The 20,951-nt window shown below is 44.4% G+C and carries 19 protein-coding genes; 14 read left to right on the plus strand and 5 right to left on the minus strand.

Annotation, left to right across the window (positions count from 1 at the left end; translation table 11 throughout):
• Positions 1-445: 445 nt before the first annotated feature.
• Complete coding sequence (locus QUA43_RS22705; protein WP_333142749.1) at positions 446-835, minus strand: DUF2834 domain-containing protein; 390 nt, start codon at positions 833-835, stop codon at positions 446-448.
• A gap of 143 nt (positions 836-978) precedes the next feature.
• On the opposite strand from QUA43_RS22705, the gene QUA43_RS22710 reads away from it, so the two are divergent.
• From QUA43_RS22710 to recG, 11 genes are all read left to right on the plus strand, one after another.
• Positions 979-1,845: a helix-turn-helix transcriptional regulator gene (locus tag QUA43_RS22710; RefSeq protein ID WP_333142747.1), complete on the plus strand. Its 867-nt coding sequence runs from the start codon at positions 979-981 to the stop codon at positions 1,843-1,845.
• A gap of 255 nt (positions 1,846-2,100) precedes the next feature.
• Positions 2,101-2,439, plus strand: coding sequence for a hypothetical protein (locus QUA43_RS22715; RefSeq protein ID WP_333142746.1), 339 nt, complete (start codon positions 2,101-2,103; stop codon positions 2,437-2,439).
• 1,116 nt (positions 2,440-3,555) lie between these two features.
• A complete protein-coding gene (locus tag QUA43_RS22720) occupies positions 3,556-4,065 on the plus strand; it encodes a hypothetical protein (RefSeq protein ID WP_333151769.1) in 510 nt (169 codons plus the stop codon).
• Entirely contained in the window at positions 4,062-4,748 is a 687-nt protein-coding gene (locus tag QUA43_RS22725) for a hypothetical protein (protein ID WP_333147759.1), read from the plus strand. Before QUA43_RS22720 ends, QUA43_RS22725 begins: the two co-directional genes overlap by 4 nt.
• Positions 4,749-5,643: 895 nt before the next feature.
• Positions 5,644-6,045 (plus strand): plasmid mobilization protein, encoded by a 402-nt coding sequence (locus tag QUA43_RS22730; protein WP_333147757.1) that lies wholly within the window; start codon positions 5,644-5,646, stop codon positions 6,043-6,045.
• A gap of 50 nt (positions 6,046-6,095) precedes the next feature.
• On the plus strand, positions 6,096-7,820 hold the full coding sequence (locus QUA43_RS22735; RefSeq protein WP_333147754.1) for a relaxase/mobilization nuclease domain-containing protein: 1,725 nt from the start codon (positions 6,096-6,098) through the stop codon (positions 7,818-7,820).
• A 385-nt stretch (positions 7,821-8,205) separates the two neighbouring features.
• The gene (locus QUA43_RS22740; RefSeq protein WP_333147752.1) at positions 8,206-8,544 is read left to right on the plus strand and encodes a hypothetical protein; all 339 of its coding nucleotides are present in this window, start codon (positions 8,206-8,208) and stop codon (positions 8,542-8,544) included.
• Positions 8,545-8,614: 70 nt separating this feature from the next.
• The gene (locus QUA43_RS30945; protein WP_333147750.1) at positions 8,615-8,899 is read left to right on the plus strand and encodes a GIY-YIG nuclease family protein; all 285 of its coding nucleotides are present in this window, start codon (positions 8,615-8,617) and stop codon (positions 8,897-8,899) included.
• A gap of 213 nt (positions 8,900-9,112) precedes the next feature.
• On the plus strand, positions 9,113-10,195 hold the full coding sequence (locus QUA43_RS22745) for an alpha/beta hydrolase (protein WP_333147748.1): 1,083 nt from the start codon (positions 9,113-9,115) through the stop codon (positions 10,193-10,195).
• 6 nt (positions 10,196-10,201) lie between these two features.
• The gene (locus tag QUA43_RS22750) at positions 10,202-10,387 is read left to right on the plus strand and encodes a hypothetical protein (RefSeq protein WP_333147746.1); all 186 of its coding nucleotides are present in this window, start codon (positions 10,202-10,204) and stop codon (positions 10,385-10,387) included.
• A gap of 691 nt (positions 10,388-11,078) precedes the next feature.
• A complete protein-coding gene (recG, locus tag QUA43_RS22755) occupies positions 11,079-13,172 on the plus strand; it encodes an ATP-dependent DNA helicase RecG (RefSeq protein ID WP_333147743.1) in 2,094 nt (697 codons plus the stop codon).
• A gap of 505 nt (positions 13,173-13,677) precedes the next feature.
• Here recG and QUA43_RS22760 read toward each other — a convergent pair.
• The 3 genes from QUA43_RS22760 to QUA43_RS22770 all read right to left on the minus strand — a co-directional run bounded on the left by QUA43_RS22760 (position 13,678) and on the right by QUA43_RS22770 (position 15,691).
• Complete coding sequence (locus QUA43_RS22760; protein WP_333147741.1) at positions 13,678-14,025, minus strand: transposase; 348 nt, start codon at positions 14,023-14,025, stop codon at positions 13,678-13,680.
• Positions 14,026-14,079: 54 nt separating this feature from the next.
• Positions 14,080-14,490: a hypothetical protein gene (locus tag QUA43_RS22765; RefSeq protein WP_333147739.1), complete on the minus strand. Its 411-nt coding sequence runs from the start codon at positions 14,488-14,490 to the stop codon at positions 14,080-14,082.
• A gap of 73 nt (positions 14,491-14,563) precedes the next feature.
• Entirely contained in the window at positions 14,564-15,691 is a 1,128-nt protein-coding gene (locus tag QUA43_RS22770) for a hypothetical protein (RefSeq protein WP_333148364.1), read from the minus strand.
• Positions 15,692-15,756: 65 nt separating this feature from the next.
• Here QUA43_RS22770 and QUA43_RS22775 point away from each other — a divergent pair, with 65 nt between their 5' ends.
• Together QUA43_RS22775 and QUA43_RS22780 are read left to right on the plus strand one after the other, a co-directional pair.
• Complete coding sequence (locus tag QUA43_RS22775) at positions 15,757-15,930, plus strand: hypothetical protein (protein WP_015179625.1); 174 nt, start codon at positions 15,757-15,759, stop codon at positions 15,928-15,930.
• A gap of 2 nt (positions 15,931-15,932) precedes the next feature.
• A complete protein-coding gene (locus QUA43_RS22780) occupies positions 15,933-16,556 on the plus strand; it encodes a siphovirus Gp157 family protein (protein ID WP_333148362.1) in 624 nt (207 codons plus the stop codon).
• 235 nt (positions 16,557-16,791) lie between these two features.
• Here QUA43_RS22780 and QUA43_RS22785 read toward each other — a convergent pair whose 3' ends face one another.
• Complete coding sequence (locus QUA43_RS22785; protein ID WP_015179627.1) at positions 16,792-17,016, minus strand: hypothetical protein; 225 nt, start codon at positions 17,014-17,016, stop codon at positions 16,792-16,794.
• Between the two features lie 188 nt (positions 17,017-17,204).
• On the opposite strand from QUA43_RS22785, the gene QUA43_RS22790 reads away from it, so the two are divergent.
• Positions 17,205-20,738 carry a hypothetical protein gene (locus QUA43_RS22790; RefSeq protein WP_333373169.1) on the plus strand — a complete coding sequence of 1,178 codons (3,534 nt, stop codon included), beginning with the start codon at positions 17,205-17,207 and terminating at the stop codon, positions 20,736-20,738.
• The last annotated feature ends 213 nt before the right edge of the window (positions 20,739-20,951 follow it).

Here is a 20,951-nt window from a genome sequence, read left to right on the forward strand (position 1 = left end):
CAAGCTATCAAAGCGAGGGTTAATCCTGCTGTGCAGACCCCCTCTTTAATACCCCTGGTTTAGACCTGAATCCTTACAAGTAAACACTGTATGGGTTTTCGGACGAAGAAAGGTAGTAATGTGCAGGAAAAACAGGTGAAATAGATCAAAATCCCTGCATTACCATCTGCGAGCATATACATAAAAGCGGAACTTTATCTTCTCCCACCCTTGGAGTTTGAGCTAGCCAACGGATACAAAGAGGTTTTTCAAACTTGACCACACATGATTTTTTAGGGTCTATAGCTTGTGCAATTATCTTTGATAAGTCGCTCCTTCAATCCTAGGTTTTTAAGCATGGTTTTCTTCCCCTTCTTCTTTCCATTATTACTCCCTTTACTCGACCATAAAAACTGTTGGTAAGACGATAACGCGGAGCTGTAGTCAGAAAGTCTTTACGTAGAGCTTAATGCTCAAACTTTAGGGTTTCTAACGCTCGTTCGCGCCAATATAAAAATAAAGGCAAAGCACAAGATACACCAATGCCAAAAGTAGCGACAACGTAAACAAACAACCAGCGACGAGACAAACCTAATCGCTTTAGCTCAATAAATGAAAAACAGAAGAAGACATCTGCACAAATGAGCAAATCTATTGCTACGGCAGAAGCGACATGATTAGCGAACGCATTCTGGAAAAATAAATCGAGATCAAGACCATTCTGGAGAAAGAACTTCAGCAGAAAGCTCCAAGGCGCGATCGCACCAATAATCGTTAGCAGCAGATAAAGCGATTGGGTTGACAGAAATTTTTTGGATGTAGGTAGTTGCCGCTGTAGATAAGTTGCATTGGACATAGGTTCACTTTCCTTTTGTTATCAGCACTTCAACAGGGACTTGGTTTGGCGAAGCGTAAAAGTTCGTCATCAACCCTGTTGCTCTGATTGTCACCCTCCGAGATAATATAAACAATTACCTACGAGGTAATAAGGATAGTAAAATGGCGAGCGCTTCAACCTCAACGCAATCAACTCCAAACCGAGACGCATCCTTTGGGAATCTGCTCAAACACTGGCGCAATCAACGCGGTTTGAGTCAACTCGATTTGGCTTTAGCTGGCAATGTCTCTCAGCGGCATATCAGCTTCTTAGAATCAGGCAGAGCTAATCCCAGCCGGGATATGGTACTGCAACTGGCGGCTGTGCTACATGTTCCTCTGCGCGATCAAAACATCATGCTCACGGCGGCGGGCTTTGCGCCGATTTATTCCCAAAGCGATTTATCAGCGCCTGAAGTTGAACCGATCCGCAAAGCCATAGAGTTTATCTTGCGCCAGCAAGAACCCTATCCGGCATTAGTAATGGATCGTTATTGGAATTTAATCCAGAGCAATACAGCCGCGCAACAGCTTACCAATTGGTTAGTTCATCCAGAGAAGCTGCAACACCATTTCTGCATCAACGGCAGGATTAATCTGATGCGGCTGATGTTTCATCCTCAAGGGTTCAAGCCGTTTGTGGGGAATTGGGAAGAAATTGCTAGCCATCTGATGCAACGGGTGTATCGAGAAGCGTTCGTCGATGGACATAGCGACGAATCTATGGCTCTTTTTCAAGAACTACAAGCTTATCCAGATGCCCCCCGCTTGTGGCAGCAATCTCTACCCCGCACCTGGCAACTACCCTTGTTGACGGTACAGTTTGTCAAAGACGGACTGAGCCTTAACTTATTTTCGGCGATCGCCACGTTAGGTACTCCTCATGACATCACGTTGCAGGAACTGCGGATTGAAAGCCTGTTTCCGGCAGATGAGGTGGCGCAAACCAATCTTGCAAATTTTTACAGGGATACACCGGCACCCCACTAGAGATGGGTACTCCCCAGAAAGCCGGGGCCGGTGGGCTAATATGGGCACACATATCGTTAGCGCACTCAATGCCGAAGTATTCCCCTGAAACAGTCGAGGCCATCTTAGAAACCATCCGCACAACGGGCAGCGCGTGAGCCGGTCGCCTAATGAGTGTCTGGTTGCTCGCGCGTCGCTTCGATATTAGGAAAAAGCCCTATCCTGATAAATCTTTGTTGATATTAAACACAGAACAAAATTACAAACATCAACAAAATGGTTACTAACAAGACACACATCGCCGTCTCTCTAGACCTGGGAACCAGCATTCCCAGCAGTGTACGTGCAGCAGATGCAAGCAACCTCGTTCTGAAAATTAGGCACGAAAACGAATTAGAAAAGGTACGGGCTCAAAATCAACAGTTGGTGGAATTTCGATCACAAGTTGAGGCCACGCAGGCTGCGAGCGAAAAGCTGAAGGTTCAACAGGTTCAACAGTTGGTGGAATTTCGATCACAAGTTGAGACCACGCAGGCTGCGAGCGAAAAGCTGAAGTTTAATGACAGGCGTTTTGGTAGCTACAAAACCTGGCAGTCATTCCGCATCCTGTCCTAGTTAGGTCGATCGCCAACTCTCTAGCGTCTGTCTCATCTCCTGACCTAGCAGTAGCACTTCTAAGTCCTAGATGGGTAAATTTGATTTCCTTGACCTAATTGCAACGATCACAGACGCTCTCGCCATTAAGACACCGTATTAGGGTCTGCTCTTAACCTGCCTTCATACCAACAGTTTAGCCGATTGCAAAGCGCGAGTCCGACAACAGCAATTTATGCAACTGCCAAGGCTGACATAACGGCTGCTACGCTGCCAATTTTTTCGCACTTCTGAAATTTGATTTTTAATTCAACTTACCATACCGTAACTTGACTATTAAGTCAATTCACTTGTTGTTAAAAACGCTAAAAAATAGCTAATTGTTGTGGAGCGCTAAAGTCAGGGATTTGCAGTATAAAGTCAGGCGTTTGCAGTATAAAGTCAGGCAAGTGCAGGTATTTGCAGGGGGTGCACTTTACCTGCAAATGCCTGTAAATATCCTGCAAATGCCTGACTTTTTCGGTCAAATTACTGCTTTTTTGTGCTCTTCGTGACTTTGCTTGTTGAGGCTGCTTTTGGCTGTTCTCAATCGGTAGCAAGCAATGGTTTTGCGATCGCAAACCATGATTAATGCGTGCAGAAAAAAAATAATACACCCTGATGAATGGGGCATCCTAGGTGTCAAGCGACTTGATTTTTACCCGATATCCAACTGTGCTGATTGCACGAACATTGCTCCTGCTGTTGTGGAGACCCTTGTGACAGCATCGGCGTCAATTGCCCCAACTGTCCCGATCGCACGCTTAGCGGAGCGAACCTCACTCGCTCTCTTGTAAACTAAATTTTATGCCTGATAGGAAGCTAGGAAAAAAAGTGAGGAACAGTCGTAGCAATAGCAATGTTGGGAGATATATTTATACCGATACCGGTAAAGGAAAGTTCCGGCTAAGTTTTCTGAAACTTATAGTGCGATCGCTCCTACCTACAACGGCTTCAAGCGGCCGGGGCGAGCGCTGTATTGGCTACATGGCGATTGCCCTTCAACGAACGCCTCGCAGTAAATTAAAGTCGCCACACCTTAATTATTCGCTATTCGCGAATATAGAATAAAGGAAACAATGCGCTCGCTCATCCGCTATGCTAAAACCCCAAGATATCCTTGCAATACTCAAAGTCCACAGTTGGGATTCAACGAACTGGACGTACAGTTCTCTCGCTCAAAGCTTGGGCATGAGCGCATCAGAAGTTCATGCTGCCCTTGAGCGTTCTGAAGCTGCGGGTCTGTATTATGGCTCCGAGCGGAAAATTTTGAAGCAAGCGGTGTTGGAATTCTTGGTTCACGGGTTGCGCTATGTATTCTACGCCCAGCCAGGCCCCCTCTCGCGGGGATTGCCAACTGCACATTCTGCTGAGCCGTTGAAAAGCAAGCTGGTTGCCTCACCGTCTGAGGTTTACGTCTGGCCTGACCCTCAAGGTGTCGTGAGAGGGCAGGCAATCGCGCCTCTGTACCGCTCAGTCCCCCAAGCTGCCAGTAACGATCCAGAACTCTACGCCTTGCTCAGCTTGATTGACGCTATTCGAGTTGGTCGGGTGCGGGAGCAACGTTTAGCCGCTAGCGAACTTGAAAAGAGGATCGTCGCTCTATGAATCAGCAGATATTCATGCTGGAAACAGTCGCCCGGATACTCTCTCAAGTACGCACTACCATCGTCTTCACAGGAGGAGCAACGATATCCCTGTATCTGGACGAAGTGGCTGCTCCTGACATTCGACCTACCGATGATGTTGATTGTGTTGTCGAAATCATGTCCAGAGCTGAATATTACAACTTCTCGAACTTGTTGCGAACCCTTGGGCTTCAAGAGACTACAGAATCAGGTGCACCCCTATGTCGCTGGCAGTATGAGGGCATTTCAATTGATGTCATGCCGTGCGACTCCTCTGTATTAGGGTTTTCCAATCGCTGGTACAGGCCGGGCATTGCTAACTCTATTCGCTACCAACTTCCAAGTGGTAGGCAAATCCTAATTTTTTCAACGCCTTATCTCCTCGCTTCCAAAATAGAAGCTTTCATGGGTAGAGGCGGGGGTAACTTTTATTTTAGTTCTGATATTGAAGACATTGTGGCACTGCTTGACGGGCGTTTTAGTTTGTTCGAGGAAGTGCAACAAGCTGACTATGAAGTGAAAGCATTTTTATCAGGATGGTTTCGAGCCGAGCTTGCAAATCTGTGCGAAATCGCGCCTGCTTTCCTCTCACCCGTTGCTAAAAATTCAGGTCGCACTCGCTTGCTCTTGCAAAGAATTGAAAGGCTGGCGATGGTAGTTTAGTAGTTAACTGCTAGCAATAGACAGCAGCGGACACTCGATCGAGGTAAGCCTTACACTCGCGAACAGCCTCAACGGAACGCAAAAACCAGATAGTCCAGCCTCAGCTTTATTGCTGGCATAGTGGGTACTACACTACAAAATCACTTCATAAATTTTAGCTACCTGCCAATTTTCTCACACTTGCTCAACTTGATTTTTTATTCAATTCCGATGCCACAACTTGACTATTAAGTCAATCCACTTGTTGTTAAAAACGCTAAAAAATTAGCTAATTGTTGCGTCAGCTAAAGTCAGGGATTTGCAGTATAAAGTCAGGGATTTGCAGTATAAAGTCAGGCAAGTGCAGGTATTTGCAGGGGGTGCACTTTACCTGCAAATCCCTGTAAATATCCTGCAAATGCCTGACTTTTTCGGTCAAATTACTGCTTTTTTGTGCAGAGACTGCCTTTGCTGGTTGAGGCTGCTTTTGGCTGTTCTTGATTAGTAGCAAGCAATGGTTTTGTGATCACAAACCGCACTTTTACGTGCAGGAAGAGAAATAATGCACCCTCCTTTTACGGAAGCCTAACCGTAAGGTCGGGTTTAATACTTTCTTTAGCTTTAATGACAACTGTAACTATTTGTACTACGATTTAAGCTGAATATTCTATAGCTCTAAGAAATTAGAGGGAGAAAATGCTTCAAAAGCAATTCAACAAGCTCATCACTTATTCAAGTGCGATCGCACCTAAATCCACTATTCTATACAAATAAAGAAAATTATACTCAGTCTCTACCTTAATAAACTGTCTAAACAGCCCTCTCCAATTGGGGGGGATAAAATCACCTGAATAGCGCTTGTCGATTACAGTTGTTAACTTGTATCTTGGTAAGAGGTTTTTACTGATTAAAAACTATGAAGACTTTACCGTCCGTCAAACCTAGAGAGCTGCTATCCAACCATATTCACATTCGCCTAACTGACTCTGACTACAATCAAATCAAAGCAAGAGCAGAGCAAGTAAATTTAAGCATGAGCGACTTCATGCGCCGTGCAGCTTTGAGGAGAACCATGCCACGCCCTCTAGCTGCATTTGACTTGAAAGCCTATCAAGTTTTGTGCAAGATTGATACCCAATTGAGGATTGCAGGAAACAACCTCAATCAAATTACTAAAGCTTGCAATAGTGCTGTGGCATTGGGAGAACCAGTTGTTGTCAATAAAGGACTCTTAGAAAGCGTACAGCAACTCATTCGAGAGAACCAAGCTACAATTAAAGCAATAGTTGCAAACCTTACCAATTCTACAGTCCGCTAATTTTTAACAAGCCTGAGAAATTGATGTAATAAACCTACTGCGAAACGGTTATGATTGGCAAACAAATTAAAGGTACAGGCTTTCGGGGCTGTCTGAACTACGTGCTGGGCAAAAAAGACGCCGCTCTAATTGGCGGTACTATGTGCGGACAAACTCCTGAAGAACTGGCTGCTGAATTTGCGATCGCCCGACAACTAAGACCTAACCTGAAAGTAGCAGTTTTTCACGCCACTTTATCTGTCGATAGCACCGAAAAACTAGAAGATTCTGAAGAAAATGACCAACGCTGGCTGGCGATTGCAGCCAACTACATGAAAGCGATGGAATTTGACAACAACCAATACGCAGTTGTCAAGCACAGCGATACACAACACGACCACATTCACATCGTCGCCAGTCGCATTTGTCTAGATGGAGGTGTCGTTGACGATAGCTGGGATTATTACAAAAGCCAAGAAACTATTCGCCAACTCGAACGGAACTACAGCCTGGAAACTGTTACACCCAGTTGGGAAACAGACAAACGAGCTCAGACTACAGGAGAACACAGGCAATTAAAAAGCAAGGGAAACCAGAGCGTCAGGGTGCAATTACAAGACCTAATTGATGAAGTTACCCAAGACAACCCAAGTATGCCAGAATTCGTTGAGCGGTTGCAGCAACAAGGCGTAGAGGTGCAAGTCGGATTGACTCGAACTGGAATCGGCTTGAGTAAAGGCATTTCTTACAATTTAGATGGGGTCGCTTTAAGTGGCACTCAGTTGGGTAAAGCCTACACTTTTTCTGGATTGCAGAAGCATCGAGGCGTTAGCTATGACAAAGGGCGAGATAACGCCCTAATTGAGGCTTTAATGCAGCCACAACACTTAGCTATCGCCCTCAGTGAGGCAGAGGAAACTGAGCTAGAGTCGTCACAATCCGAGTTAGTAGCAACCGCACCTGCAACTCCTGCAAGAGAAAATAAATTAGAGTTGTCACAATTCGAGTTAGTAGCAGGCGCACCTGGAACTCCTGCAACAGCAAATGAGTTAGAGTCGTCACAATCCGAGTTAGTAGCAACCGCGCCTGCAATTCCTGCAACAGCAAATGAGTTAGAGTCGTCACAATCTGAGCTAGAAACAACTACACCTGCAATTCCTGCAACAGCAAATGAGCTAGAGTTACAACTGTCAATCCTGCCTGAAAGGAATGAAACTCAGTGGCAAAAAGTGCGATCGCATCTAGCAGTCGAGTACAGTTTACCTTTAGAATTGCTCGATTTATTGCACTCTCATTCTTGGCTGTATGCCGGCTCAGAAAAGGCTGTCTTTACAGGACGGACGCTTGAGGGGGAACCCAGGCTCGCTTTTGTCCTCGATGAAAGAGGCAACTTTACTACAACCCATCCCCTGTCATCTGAAGCTGCTTTCTGGGTAGCCACTACCGGAGAAATTGAGCGAGCTGTAATTGCCTGTAACCCAATCGAAGCCCTTTCACTTTTGCTTATTGAACAGGATAACTCTACAACAGCACCACCCACAATTTACCTAGGAATTGAACGAGCTTCACAACTACCTATACAATTCTTACAAGAACTCGATAGCGTTATTATAGCGATTGCCGAAAATTCTCAGCTCGCTCGAAATGCGATCTCGTTGCTACCGGATGCAGAACTTGTCAATCCACCGTCAAGTTGGAATGATATCTGGATACAATTAATTGAACAAGAACAGCCAACTCATAAACAAAATCACCAACAGCATAAACCGCACACCCAAAACCTCGAACTGGATTAGTTATTGCCACTTAAAAATTTGATTTTTATTAAATAAAAGCGCTAGCTAACAAATTTCCTGGTTGCGACATAAATTACTGGGTAGTTCTGGCATCTCAGGGTTTTGATAACGGTGGGTAAACCGTTTTATCCCCCCAATTATTCTTACCAGGCAGGAATACCAATTACTGATATTGCTACCACTAATTTTGACAGCTTTTTTAACGTATTTATCAACTATTTTGGCGTAACTATTAAGTAAATTGAGGCCGTGCTTGCTCAAATAATTTGTGAGTCAACATGGGTAAAAATAAATTATTTATACATTTTATCGTACTCACTAACATTTACGAAAAAACAAATTTATGAGCGCTGTCGCGCCCAAAAATAAAGCATCGGAAAAAAAAATGGAACTATCGCAAACCTACACCTATTACTTCAATAATTTAACCTGCGTCCACCAAACAGAAAACGAACTGTACATCATGGGCAAGGAAACAACACTTGTACTGAATTTTCAACAAACAAGCTATCAAACGCTCGACAAAATAATCCACGCTCTGCGACTTGTGAGAGACAAAAAAGTCCAAGATCGAAAGTCAATTATTGAACAAGAACTGCTGGCATTAAACTTCCAATTCCCTCTCGAAAGCAACAACGATAGCAACAACGACAGCAACAACGACAGCAGCAATGGTAGCAGCAACGGCAGCCACAAAAACTGCGAGCTAAAAATCGACTGGTAATTCAATTATGCCGGAGAGACAAGTTTGTTTCTCCGGCAGCCAATAGCCAACATTAAAACCACATTCAAAAATGGCAAACACAATAGCAGGATATGTATATCTCCTGCACTTTGAGCAGCCGATATGTCCGACTCGTCCGTCTCAACACTATGTCGGCTGGACTAAAGATTTGGACGAAAGGCTTTATCAGCATAAAAAAGGCAGAGGGGCTAAGTTTTGCGGCGCAGCCCGAGAACGCGGAATAAAATTTGTTCTGGCAGAATGCTGGGTTGCAGACAAAAGTTTTGAGAGAACAATCAAGAGGCAAAAGAACCACAAACGCTTCTGCCCTATTTGCACAAATTTGGTAAACTAAGATAATGCAATGTTTGCAACACTGATGCTTGACCGGAACTGTTTTGTCCTACAAATGCGTGTAGGCGTGAACTATCGTTCTGTATCTTTGACCTACTTAATTCTCTCTCAAATCCTGGCTAGCTGGTTTACAGATTACTGCTACCATACCTCACACTTAGTAGTAACCGCCATATTAGTTTAAGCTGATTAAAAATTAGGAGCAGAAAATCCGATGCTCCCCAAGAATAGCCGCAAAAAGTTACCATTATTGGCAGCGTTCTTAATCTCGCAATTTATCCCTTGGTTCTTGAGTGCGATCGCGCTATTTCTCAGTTTATGGGTCATCGTACCAGCACCCACGCTGTTTCTGTACCCTTTGGCGGTGGGAGCACCAGAAATTAGTCCTTGGTTAGTCGGTATCAATGCGATCGCCCTTCTGCTGAACCGGCCCAGACGACATCAACGCAAAGTCTACATTATTTTACCGATTTGTAACCTGTTCGCCCTAATTCTGAGCCTGCTTCCCCTGATGCAATTCCCAGAAGCCAATGCAGCAATAGCTACCGAAATGCAAGCAGTTCTAGGAACAAACTATTTAGCAACCGTTCCTCAAGCTCTACGCGCGCAGCTACACCCTCAACCGTTTATCCTAGCAGATGCGTTCCGGGGAATTCCGATTAGAGAGGTTAGGATCGATCGGGCTATTGGATTTGCCAACCCTGACGGAGTTTCACTGCAACTAAACCTTTATCGGCCGGTGGAAATTGGCAAATATCCGGCGATTATCACACTCTACGGGGGAGCTTGGCAGAGAGGCAATCCCGATTCCAATGAGGAATTCAGCCGCTACATGGCCGCCCAAGGCTATTGTGTGGTTGCAATTGCTTACCGCCACGCTCCCAAGTATCGATTTCCTGCTCAGCTTGAGGATGTACAAGCCGCTCTTTCCTATATCAAAACTCATGCTGGTGATTGGTCCATCGATCTCGATCGAATTGCTTTGATGGGAAGGTCTGCAGGTGCCCATTTAGCAATGCTAACTGCTTATGATTCTAGTGTGCTTCCAGTTAGAGCAGTGGTGAACTATTACGGGCCAAACGACCTTATTGGGGGATACAATGACCCATCTTTTCCTGATGCGATCGACGTTCGAGCCGTCTTGCGTGCCTTTCTGGGAGGAACCCCAAACGAACTCAATGAGCTTTACCACCGGGCTTCCCCCATTAATTATATTAAACCCAATCTTCCCCCTTGCCTACTGGTTTATGCAGGTCGCGATCATATCGTTCAGGCTAAGTTTGGGCGATCGCTCTAGGAACGATTGCGAGCCACGGGCGATTCCCTACGGGATAGCTTCGCCGCGCGTACTATTTTGCTCGAAATTCCTTGGGCTGAACACGCCTTTGATGCAGTTTTTAATGGCCCTAGCAATCAACTTGCTTTGTATTATACAGAACCTTTTTTGGCTTTGGCTTTGAAATATTCCGATTACCAGCCAATTAAATAAAAATTGAAATTTTACTCATTTATGCTTAAATAAAGGCGCCTCAAACTGTCTTAATTATTGCCATAAATCTCTTCTGTTTAAAATCTTATAAATTCCAAAAACTACGCCAGAAAGGTTTTGTGGCGCTGCTGAATCAAAGTATTATTTTGCCTATACGTAATTAGGGCTGACTGAATAAAAACAGAAGGCAGACCAGATAAGGGTTTCAATCTTTTTGGGCTCGAACAAGTACAAGTTATAAGATAAGCGAGGTTCAAAACCCTTGGACTTTCACAGGGAAGTCTCTGGGTAAATTTGGGAATTAGGCAACGAACCTACTATTTTTCAAGCTGTCTAGTCTCAATACTTCGGACAGTTTTTGAATGAGAGCCTGAAAGTGCCATTCTACCGTTTGTATCCGAGCTTGACGAAAGCCTGAAACCCTCATTATACCGTTAGCGATAGAAAACTGTCCGAAGTGTTGTAGTCTCGTTTATCCACTCTGTACACTTTTTTAGCAAGCCCTAATTATAAGAGTGCTTACCCGTCACGTCAGCGGTGGGCAACTACGGGGTGATTGCCCCTACAAATTTAATACCCAAATTCAGCCACGCCAACCAAAATTTTCCTCCTTGTTGATAGATGGATTAGCCCTCGGGAAATGAGCCGCGTTCGCGGCTAACTCTCAGCCAATTCAAATCCCTTCAAAAATATGGATTTAACTCTCACCTTACAACATTTGTCTGGGATTGCTGTTCCAGAAGCTCAAAAATTAGCAAAACTAGGTCTTCGCACCATTGCAGACCTACTCTACTATTTTCCTAGAGAACATCTCGCCTTCAAACGCACTCGGATTGCTGAGACAAAAACAGGAGATTGCGTAACAATTGCAGGCAAAATTATCAACCACAGTATCTTCGACTGCCGTACTAAACCAGAACTTACATTACAAAAATGGATTGTCTGCGACCAAACCGGCAGAATAGTTTGCACTCAATTTTACAACCACAGCTATTACCAATCGCAACTATGGCGTTCCCACCAAGCCGAACTTTACAAACAAGGTGCTATTGTATTAGTGACAGGAAAAGTCAAACAAGATAGCTATGGTAAAACCATCAGCAACCCAACAGTTAAAGTTGTTAGCTTTGAAGATGCTAAAGCCAGCACGACCTCTATTGTACCAGTTTACCGCTTAACTAAAGGCATAACTAACGAGCTAGTCCGGCATTGTATTCGTACAGCACTTGACTGTGTTGGTTTTATTGAAGACCCGCTGCCACAACGACTTCGCAAACGTTTTGGGTTAATAGCTCTCCAAAAAGCTATCGCACATATTCACTGTCCCCCAGACAGCAATACCCTCGAATCTGCCCGCCACCGCTTAGTGTTCGATGAATTTTTCTACTTGCAATTAAGGCTATTGCAGCACCGATATACCTTGCAACAACAGCCAGGATACTCCCTAAACTCAACAGGAAAACAGCTCAGAAAACTTTACAAGAATTTACCTTTTACCCTAACCAAAGCACAGCAAAGAGTCATTGCCGAAATTCTGTCAGACATGAGCAAACCAACTCCGATGAATCGCTTAGTACAAGGAGATGTCGGTGCCGGCAAAACAGTAGTAGCAGCAGTCGCCATCCTTGCAGCAATTCAATCCGGTTATCAAACAGCACTAATGGCACCGACTGAAGTGTTAGCCTCCCAACACTACCGCAAACTCAGTGAATGGTTTGAGCCGCTGGGATTGTCTGTAACGCTGTTAACAGGCTCCACAACAGCTAAGATTCGTCAAGAAATTGCCAAAGGATTAAACTTGGGGCTTCTTCCCTTGCTAATCGGTACTCACGCACTGATTCAAAATACTGTAAGCTTTAAGAAACTGGGTTTTGTGGCGATCGACGAACAGCATCGATTTGGAGTTCAACAGCGGCTCAAGTTGCAGCAAAAAGGCATTAGCCCTCACATTCTGACAATGACCGCCACACCCATCCCTAGAACTTTAGCCCTGACACTGCACGGCGATTTAGACATCAGCCTGCTGGACGAACTGCCACCGGGGAGAGAGCCAATTCAAACTCAGCTATTTACGAGTAGAACTCGCCACAAAGCTCACGAAATAATTCGACAACAAATCCAACTGGGCTATCAAGCCTACATCATTCTGCCACTTGTCGAAGAATCTGAACGGCTTGACCTCAAAGCCGCCATTGAGGAGCATCGGTACTTGAGGGAAAATATTTTCCGCAATGTCAATATCGGGCTGCTACACGGTCGCATGAATTCCGCCGAGAAAGAAACAGAAATCGCCAACTTTATTGCCCATAAAACTCAAATTCTCGTCTCTACGACGGTTGTTGAAGTCGGAGTTGATGTCCCCAATGCCACAGTCATGTTAATCGAACACGCGGAACGATTTGGCTTGTCACAATTGCACCAACTCAGAGGCAGGGTAGGACGGAGCACGGCACAATCTTACTGCTTGTTGGTAAGCGATTCCAAATCAAATAATTCTAGAGAGCGGCTCAAGATAATGGAAACTTCGCAAGACGGCTTCTTTCTAGCAGAAATGGATTTGAGATTGCGAGGGCCAGGTCAGGTATTAGGAACCCAGCAGGCGGGACTGCCAGAATTTGCCAAGGCTGATTTAATCAACGACCAGGCCATACTAGAGCAAGCTAGGAAAGCAGCACAGTTGGTAGTCGCAAAAGACCCCACTCTGGAAAGGTGGCCCGAACTTTCACAAGAATTGTTCGGGCGACAGCAGGTTAACAAACTCGATGCAGAAGCAGCACTTAACTAATAACCTGTTGTGCATCTAGATTAGACTTGAATTGCCTAAATCTTTGATTAATAGGTTAACCGCAGATTCAAGACAGCTCAACGCAAATAAACGCAGATAATTTCCTGATTGAAGAGCGAATAAATGCAATGCAACTCTATTGTCTATGGTGCAATACGCTTGGGTTAACGCTCTCTAACGAATTCTATCTCTGTTACGATTTTATGGCAATATATGCATCTTTTAAAAGTCAGATTGTTCTTAACCCAAGCATATTGGTCTATGGTGTTCGAGGGAGAGAGGATTTGACAATTTTTGAAGGTCATTGAGCTCTACAATTTAAATGCAGTACAACTTACTAATTGCATAAATAGTTGCAACTGAGTGTTGAGTTTTATGATTCTACTCAACACGCAGTTGCTTGTGCATAAGTTCTGTAGCTACTGCTTTTGCCAGCGAGCATCTACCCCTCGCCCCCGACATTGCAAACGCCCAGCATCTCTCTCCCGGCGCAATAAACGGCGAATTAAATCAATGCCCACTGTCGGACACCTTTCCTGCAACCCTCTAATTGAACTGCGGGTATCCCTTTTTTCCTGGTTTCTTGGCGAAAGCAATTAGCCCAAAAACGTTGGATAGCAAAAATGGCACGTTCGGCAGAAGCCTGACGTGCCATCGAATTAAGCTTACCTGCCCATTCAAACTCTTTTGCCATAATGGCGCATTGTTTGTACAGGTCAACTAACTTAACCCCTTGATTCTCTGTCCAATACCTAAGAGTTTTATTTCGGACAAATTGAGCCGTCCTAATCATCTCGTCAATGACTCGGTATTGCTTCCCTTTGGCTTTCAACTTAAACTCTAATGTTATCATTCAAATATCTTACCGTATTACGAAACACTATGTTTACAAAATGCGTATGTTTAATCATTCTTTACACTTTATAGAAACTAAAGCCGTCCTAGAAGGACGGGGCTTTAAACCCAATTTTTCTGATAAAATAAACCCTGTACTAAAAGGAATGTGGGTATAATTGGTGTGAATTGTAGTTAGCACGTCCCGATAACCCGCAATTTCTTGTTCTGAACTATCGCGCGGCGTTGTTTTTTCAGTTACTAATTTCTTAATCCGTTCTAGCGGCACAGTAATTCCTTCAATGCGGTTAGAAGATTCGGTACTCTGAATAACCGCAGCTTGGCGCAAAGTGCCTAAAACTTGTGGCGCTTGTTGCTTAAATAACTCCTGCTTTCCCTTGTACTCTCCAACTAAGCGAATCGTTTGCAAAAGTCTTTGGTTGAGTTGTTGACTTTCAATGAACCCCTCTTCAAATGACAGCATATCTATTTTATCTCCTTTGTATTAATTATAAACATTTATCGCAGTCAATAACTCGGATATTGCGTGTGCTTAATCAAAACTTTGAAAGCCGATCGCAAGCAGAACCGACACCAAATCCAGGTAAATAAGTAAGGCGATAGTTGCTTTTAGCCATAGCCCTTGCCTCTCTTGTTGTCCAAGGTTTGACGCTCAGCAAATCGGGTTGAGTTTCCAGTTGCTTTAAATAAGAGCGATCGCCCGTTACAAAGGCGATCGCAATCGCCAGGAATTTACAGCAGCTCAAAGGAGCCTGAACCACCTGCTTTTCAGTAAACCTAACCACAATCCAATTCCACTCTAAGAATAATTGATTGCGGCGCATATCCCTGTCAGCATCGCAACAGTGAGTGGGCTTCTTAGATTTGCCAGCATAAGGTTCATCAATCTCGACATCAATTCCGAGTCCAGATGGAGTGTGAATTACAGTAAAATCTGCTGAATAGCTCCTCTGAGATAACGGAATTTTAAACTCTGCTGCTTGGACAACTTCCTCGAAATATTGCTGTAAGTATTGCAAAAAGCGTTGTTCACTCACTCCTTGCCGAGCTTGAGATGTGCCATTAGGACTAACCCGAAGTGACATCAAATCCTTGAGCGCTCGATTTCTGTGATGTAAGTCAATTTTTACACTTTTAAAAACTGTCTGCAACCCTTCTTTTCCTAGCTTAAAACTAGAAAATTCCTGCTGTTGGTTGGATAATATCTCTTGTTGGTATAATATCTCTTGTTGGGATAATCTTTTTTGTTGGGATAATATCTCTTGTTGGGATAACATCTCTTGTTGTTTGTACTCAAGAACTTGCTGCTTATACCTGGATACCAGCTTTTGGCGACAACCAAACACATAACTATAAGCAGCCGCAATTAAACATGAATAAGCAGCTACTACCAACAGCATTTCCCACCACAGCCAACCCCAAGAAATAGCTAATAGCGGAAGTGCGATCGCACCATAGAGCCAAAACACCCAAATTAACCACAGCAACTTGACAGGTAACACCACAGGTGGTTGAGGCGGAGTCAGCAAAACAACAGGTTGCTCGAATTGTTGAGTTTCTTGAAGTTGGGATGAGGTGGCACAACTAGAAGTTGCCTCTGGCAAAGGATATTGATGGCAGAATTGCATTACCACTTTTGGGTAAAAAACTATAGGATAATTCATAACTTTAAATACTCCTTTTTTTAAGAGCGCGGTCGCGCTATTTTTAAGAAAGTTTTTTGAATTGTATGCAAAAAATCACCCAGTCAAACTCACAAAATTTAACTCATTCTCAACCAGTTAGCAAAATTCAAAAGGACAAACAAATCTCTCTTAAATCCGACCCGGAAACAATGGCTGCGCTTACTCAACTCGAAGAACGCCGCGATTATTATCACACCTGCATCAACGGAGGATACTAAGCATGAATTTAGCCACAGCGACGCTTGCTCAAAGTTCAATAACTGCGGCTCAAGTTTGGCATCAACTAGAATCTGCAGAAAGCTCAGAAGAAATCGACCAACTGCTGCAATCCCTTTGGCAAACCCAAGAAACCCAGGAACTCGCTGTTGATGCCCATGCCGACTTAGCCGACCAAATTGATGCCGAAATTGCAGGAATTACAGCGCGAATGCAGTATTTGATAGAACTGCATTCAAGAGCTCTCAACAAACTCCAGGGGTGGAGAGAGCGCTTAGACAAAACCGTTCTCTACTTCAACGAGTGCGGCGTGTTAACTTCCGAAGTTATTGGCAAACACCGCCGCATTACTGTCAAGGAAAATCCGCCTACCTGTGAAGTTTTGATTGACCCATCTCAACTGCCAGAACCCTATCGCCGAGTCGAAACAAAAATCGTAATTTCTGCCGACAAAAAGGCGATTTCAGACGCTTGGAAACAAGGAATGCCTGTAGATGGCACTAGGGTTTTTCGCAAGCGCAAAGTGGTTTACAGCTTGCTTCCCGGTAACAATTTGCACTCTCTTCAAGCCAACCAGACGCTTGAGAGTCGTTCTTCGGATAAAACGCCGTCCAAAAAACGGCGTTAGCCATCTCTTCAGGTGTCAGGAAGGCCTTGATTTGACACCTGAATTATTAGACATATCCGAATTAGACCCCTCCGAATTATACCATTTATGAAAAGTCATGCAACAGTAGCAACAGTAGGTTGATTTCGTGAAATAAACCCAACGATGCAAATTGTAGCAAGACTTTTTAGAAATGGTATTACAATGTGACACGTTTGTTTTGTAAGAGCGAAGACTTAATTTCGGTCGGTATCTCTTATAAATCAATCCAGTATTGAGGGTTCTCCACTTGTTCTTCGGTGACGTTGAACAACGTTGATGCTCTACCTTTAATAACCCCGTCAGCATCAAAACTCAAACCGCCAAACTGCTGACTGTTTTCACCTTCTCCAAAAGCAACGCGAGCAAGTGCATCGCTATCGCTATCAGAGAAATAATCCCGTTGGCTTTCCATAGCCGTAGTTGTGCGAACTACTTTCACTTTTTTTCTCCACATTGGGATTGTCATTCTGATTGTAACACGCTACTTCTTTCTTCTAAACCCTCCAATTGGAGGGGGAGAATATCACTCAGTAGCAGGAATTTGTGAAGTAACAACCTTGTCAAAATCGGGACTATTACTGTGCGTAAGTCCTAAAAATGTAAAAACTAGGATTCAGGAGCTAATCAATGAGCAGAAGAAAACTTACCCCAGAATATCGCTCCACAGAATGGGTAGCTGGGGAAGGACTAAAAATCCCAGTCTTTGATATGTCCTTGGCTGACGGTAGAGCAAAGGGGCGGTACCAAGCTGAATCAGAAGTGCTGCGTAACTCCCTGCTTGAACTGCTTTTTGAACCTGAAGAATTAGCATCCCTAACCATCGTTAAACCAGACCAAAATGATAGCAGCTTCGACCCTCTGAAAAACATCGATTTCGGAGATGGTATTACCAGAAGAGTTGCTTTCAGCTCCGGCAAAAATGTGTACTTTGCAGACATTGAACTCTCAACCCAACTGTTGAGCGTATTCAAAACCCAACCCGACCACGCCTGTCGCTACGGCTCACTGCTAGTTAGCAGTTGCAACCAAGGAGCCAAATTGTTAGATAGCTCCCTTGACGGCGAAACCTTGCGACTCAAAATTGTTGATTCTCAAAGCGATGACCAAAGTGAAAAAGCGAAAGCTCATAAGTGGCAAACCGGAGACTGTCACGGTAAAATTTCACCGGCACTAGCCCAACAATTAGGAGGGAATTACAACCGACCTTTTCAATTCAGATTTGCCTGGATGCAGGAATGGGGACAAGAAGACTGCCACACTCCAGAAATTAGCTTTCTTGCCAAAGGAACGCTGTTGCCTGATGCTAATTTAACCTCCGACTTGGATTATGATATCATTATGGATCGCTCCTCTATCAAAGGAGTTGCTAAAGAGCAATTAGCTGAACTTATCCCCTGTGGCGACTACGAATTTCCCAAAGCTATACTGGGAAACCGAGGCAACGCCAAAGTAACTGAATACGAAAATTCCTGGCAATTTTCGATTTGGTATTCCGAAGCAGCTATTGGGGCTGACATAGCCACACCGACCAAAATTGAAGCCCAAAAGCTAGCTGACTTGCAAAATAACCGGCTGCAACTTGCCAAATACTTAGTGGAGCAGCACGACAAAAAAGCTGCTTTTCAATCTAGCCTTCACGAAGACAGCAGCGGATTAGAAGACGAAACAGATGAAAAAGCCCAACGCAACGAATCCCGGCTAATTTCAATTTTGAGGAACGACAAACTCGGTCAACTCCTCGACTTTCCCAAAGTCGTCGATTTCATGCAAGAACAACTGGCTAAAAAGTGGAAAGACTTAGCAATTAAGGGAGCAATTCATCATGGTTCAGCAATGGCTCAACCTTGTGAAAACCTCCAACCCGGTACAATTGTGGCCCCCCACTTGCGACACGGCACAGAAGTCATCGTTACCCGATACCCAATTGTCAGTAAAGATAACATCCGCCGCTACACAGTAGACAACAAAAGCCATCGCGCATTAACGAAATACAAAGGGTGCGTTTTCATTCACCCAGACCAAGCCATGCAGCATCACCAATGCGATTTTGATGGCGATCAATTAGTGATTACGCCTGCTTCCCGAATGCCGAATATCGCCTCTGAAACCAGGCACGCTAATCAAGAGAATGAGTACGATGCAGTTGAGAAGCGAGAGAAAGTTGACTACACTAAAGCTACCGATAGTGATGGCGATCGCAAGTATACCAAATTGCGGCAAATTGCCGTAGCGATCGCCCAAAATAAAATCGGCTGGGTGGCTACCTTAATCGGGAGAGTGCAATCGTCAGCAGCAGAACCGGGACAGCCAGAAAGTTTATTCAATCAACAGAAGCGGCAGCTTCTTGGAAAGCTGTTTGATGCCCTGCAAATTGAAGTGGACAGTCCCAAAAGTGCTACTCGTACAGAAGACCACCACCCCACCTTGTTGTCCAAGGCTAAGCAGTGGTCAGAACAGCACCCAAGCTACCTATTTGACTACAAAGACGACCCCAGGCTTTACAAAACGGTGCCATTACCTATAGGAGACGGCACCGCTATCAATTGCATCGCTAAGGAGGCTGTTAATCCAGAGTGGGAACCGACTCGTCTAAAAAGCCGCCACCGCGACGAATTTCGCTACTTGTTTGAGTCTCCTTCTGACTTAGATGAGCGAGAAAAATGGGAGAAATATTATGTCAGGTGGGCACAAGATATTAAGGAACGCTATCGAGAAAGGATGGGCGAAATTCACTCGGAGTGCGGCGGCGATTCTAAGGCAATTAAAGAAGCAGTCAGCAAGTTATACGAGAGCTTAAGAGCCGATGTAACTGAAGCTTGGACTGACCCTGAAGAACGGTTTTTAGCTGCTAGTGCGATGTGGCACGTCGAAACCGCAAATCCCAACTTAGAAGTTCCTCGCAAAGCTTGTAAGGAACTTTCTCGCCAACTGGTGATTGAATTCACCCTTGAACCTGAGTACGAGCGACTGCACGAAGCAATGCCAAAAGACACTTACGTTCTGAGCGTCCCTTTCGAGGAATTTGAACTGGACGGCAGCGGTAAGACTGTCAGGGATAAGAAGCGACAGCCAGTTGGCAAAGACTTAGCTGGACATTGGAAAGAATTGTTAGACAGCAAAGGCATTAAATATGAAGCAACTTTGCATCTGAGTCTGCCAATGGTCAATTTTGCGTTAATTGAACCCAGCGACAAACTGGTGGGAATTCTTGAGAGGAAATTTGGCGAAAATCTCAACGACATCGACAGTTTAGACTTAACCTATCGTGATGGTCTTGGTCGCACCAAAGATGTCAGTTCACGCATTGTAGCTCCTGCTGATTATACTTGGCTTGAGTCCCAAAACCAAACACCTAAAGCAGCATTGGTTCTCAACTTGTTTACAGATGAAATTTGCCAGCAGTTGCAAACCTTTCAGTTTGACAGAGCTGAACTGATTGGACAGAAGTACAATGACTTGAAAGATGTTGACTTTAGCAGTCCCAAATGGAGGCAGAAAACATTGACTTTTGAGGTGGGTTCTGTTAGCGGTACCGATTCAAGGCGCGACGGTAGCCCTATTGTTCTCCTTGACGGACAAGAATTAGCCATGTTCTCTGCTAATTCACCTAAATTGCCGATCGGCACTACCTTTGAGGCCACTATTGAACCCTCGCCTAAAGGCAGCGCTCTGATCTTAAACATCAACCCTAGTTCTGTGCAACTAATTGAATCAGTTGAGGAACTTTCAGAAGTCGTACCAACTCCTTGTCAAGGGCGATCGCAATCCGTATCGCCAACTCCTTGTCAAGAGCGATCGCTTGTATCGCCAACCCCTACCCAAAACAAACCACCGTCTCAACCCCAAGACATTGCTGCCAGCCCCGCCCACCTCTCACAATTGCTGAAAGATGCGATTTCTGAAGCATATAAGCAAACTGGAGAAACTACAATCCCTGTGGGAAACTGGACAGCTTTTATTACCCAATCTCGCAACAATGTTAGGTGTTTAGTCAGAGATGAAGCTGATAATCCGGTCTTAGCTGCTGACTTGAAAACAGGTCAAATAATTAAGAAGCTTTCTGAAAACAACAGCTCTCAGTTTATCAAATACCTCAGAGAGGTTGATGTTGAATTAGCTTCTACATCTTCAAAAAAAAGAGATGCAGATACACAACTTTAATATCAACTACCGCACATCTAAGAGCGGGTAGGTGTGAACACCAGGAAAGCTCGTTGACCGAACAGTTAGTTTTTTAGTGAGTTTCAAACAGGGGATAAGCTGTCGCGCCTTTAAATTGTATACTTCAATCTTTGTGGGAAAAGCGTCAAAGTCTCTCCCCCTCTCTCTTTCTCCCCCTCTCCCCCTCTCTTTCTCCCCCTCCCCAACCAACAG

Source organism: Microcoleus sp. N9_B4, from assembly GCF_036701635.1.
Taxonomy (GTDB): domain Bacteria; phylum Cyanobacteriota; class Cyanobacteriia; order Cyanobacteriales; family Microcoleaceae; genus Microcoleus.

Excerpts from the sequence above, each read along its gene's own strand:
- QUA43_RS22705 (WP_333142749.1), bottom strand. The coding sequence starts at position 835 with ATGTCCAATGCAACTTATCTACAGCGGCAACTACCTACATCCAAAAAA.
- QUA43_RS22710 (WP_333142747.1), top strand. The coding sequence starts at position 979 with ATGGCGAGCGCTTCAACCTCAACGCAATCAACTCCAAACCGAGACGCA.
- QUA43_RS22715 (WP_333142746.1), top strand. The coding sequence starts at position 2,101 with ATGGTTACTAACAAGACACACATCGCCGTCTCTCTAGACCTGGGAACC.
- QUA43_RS22720 (WP_333151769.1), top strand. The coding sequence starts at position 3,556 with ATGCTAAAACCCCAAGATATCCTTGCAATACTCAAAGTCCACAGTTGG.
- QUA43_RS22725 (WP_333147759.1), top strand. The coding sequence starts at position 4,062 with ATGAATCAGCAGATATTCATGCTGGAAACAGTCGCCCGGATACTCTCT.
- QUA43_RS22730 (WP_333147757.1), top strand. The coding sequence starts at position 5,644 with ATGAAGACTTTACCGTCCGTCAAACCTAGAGAGCTGCTATCCAACCAT.
- QUA43_RS22735 (WP_333147754.1), top strand. The coding sequence starts at position 6,096 with ATGATTGGCAAACAAATTAAAGGTACAGGCTTTCGGGGCTGTCTGAAC.
- QUA43_RS22740 (WP_333147752.1), top strand. The coding sequence starts at position 8,206 with ATGGAACTATCGCAAACCTACACCTATTACTTCAATAATTTAACCTGC.
- QUA43_RS30945 (WP_333147750.1), top strand. The coding sequence starts at position 8,615 with ATGGCAAACACAATAGCAGGATATGTATATCTCCTGCACTTTGAGCAG.
- QUA43_RS22745 (WP_333147748.1), top strand. The coding sequence starts at position 9,113 with ATGCTCCCCAAGAATAGCCGCAAAAAGTTACCATTATTGGCAGCGTTC.
- recG (WP_333147743.1), top strand. The coding sequence starts at position 11,079 with ATGGATTTAACTCTCACCTTACAACATTTGTCTGGGATTGCTGTTCCA.
- QUA43_RS22760 (WP_333147741.1), bottom strand. The coding sequence starts at position 14,025 with ATGATAACATTAGAGTTTAAGTTGAAAGCCAAAGGGAAGCAATACCGA.
- QUA43_RS22765 (WP_333147739.1), bottom strand. The coding sequence starts at position 14,490 with ATGCTGTCATTTGAAGAGGGGTTCATTGAAAGTCAACAACTCAACCAA.
- QUA43_RS22770 (WP_333148364.1), bottom strand. The coding sequence starts at position 15,691 with ATGAATTATCCTATAGTTTTTTACCCAAAAGTGGTAATGCAATTCTGC.
- QUA43_RS22775 (WP_015179625.1), top strand. The coding sequence starts at position 15,757 with ATGCAAAAAATCACCCAGTCAAACTCACAAAATTTAACTCATTCTCAA.
- QUA43_RS22780 (WP_333148362.1), top strand. The coding sequence starts at position 15,933 with ATGAATTTAGCCACAGCGACGCTTGCTCAAAGTTCAATAACTGCGGCT.
- QUA43_RS22790 (WP_333373169.1), top strand. The coding sequence starts at position 17,205 with ATGAGCAGAAGAAAACTTACCCCAGAATATCGCTCCACAGAATGGGTA.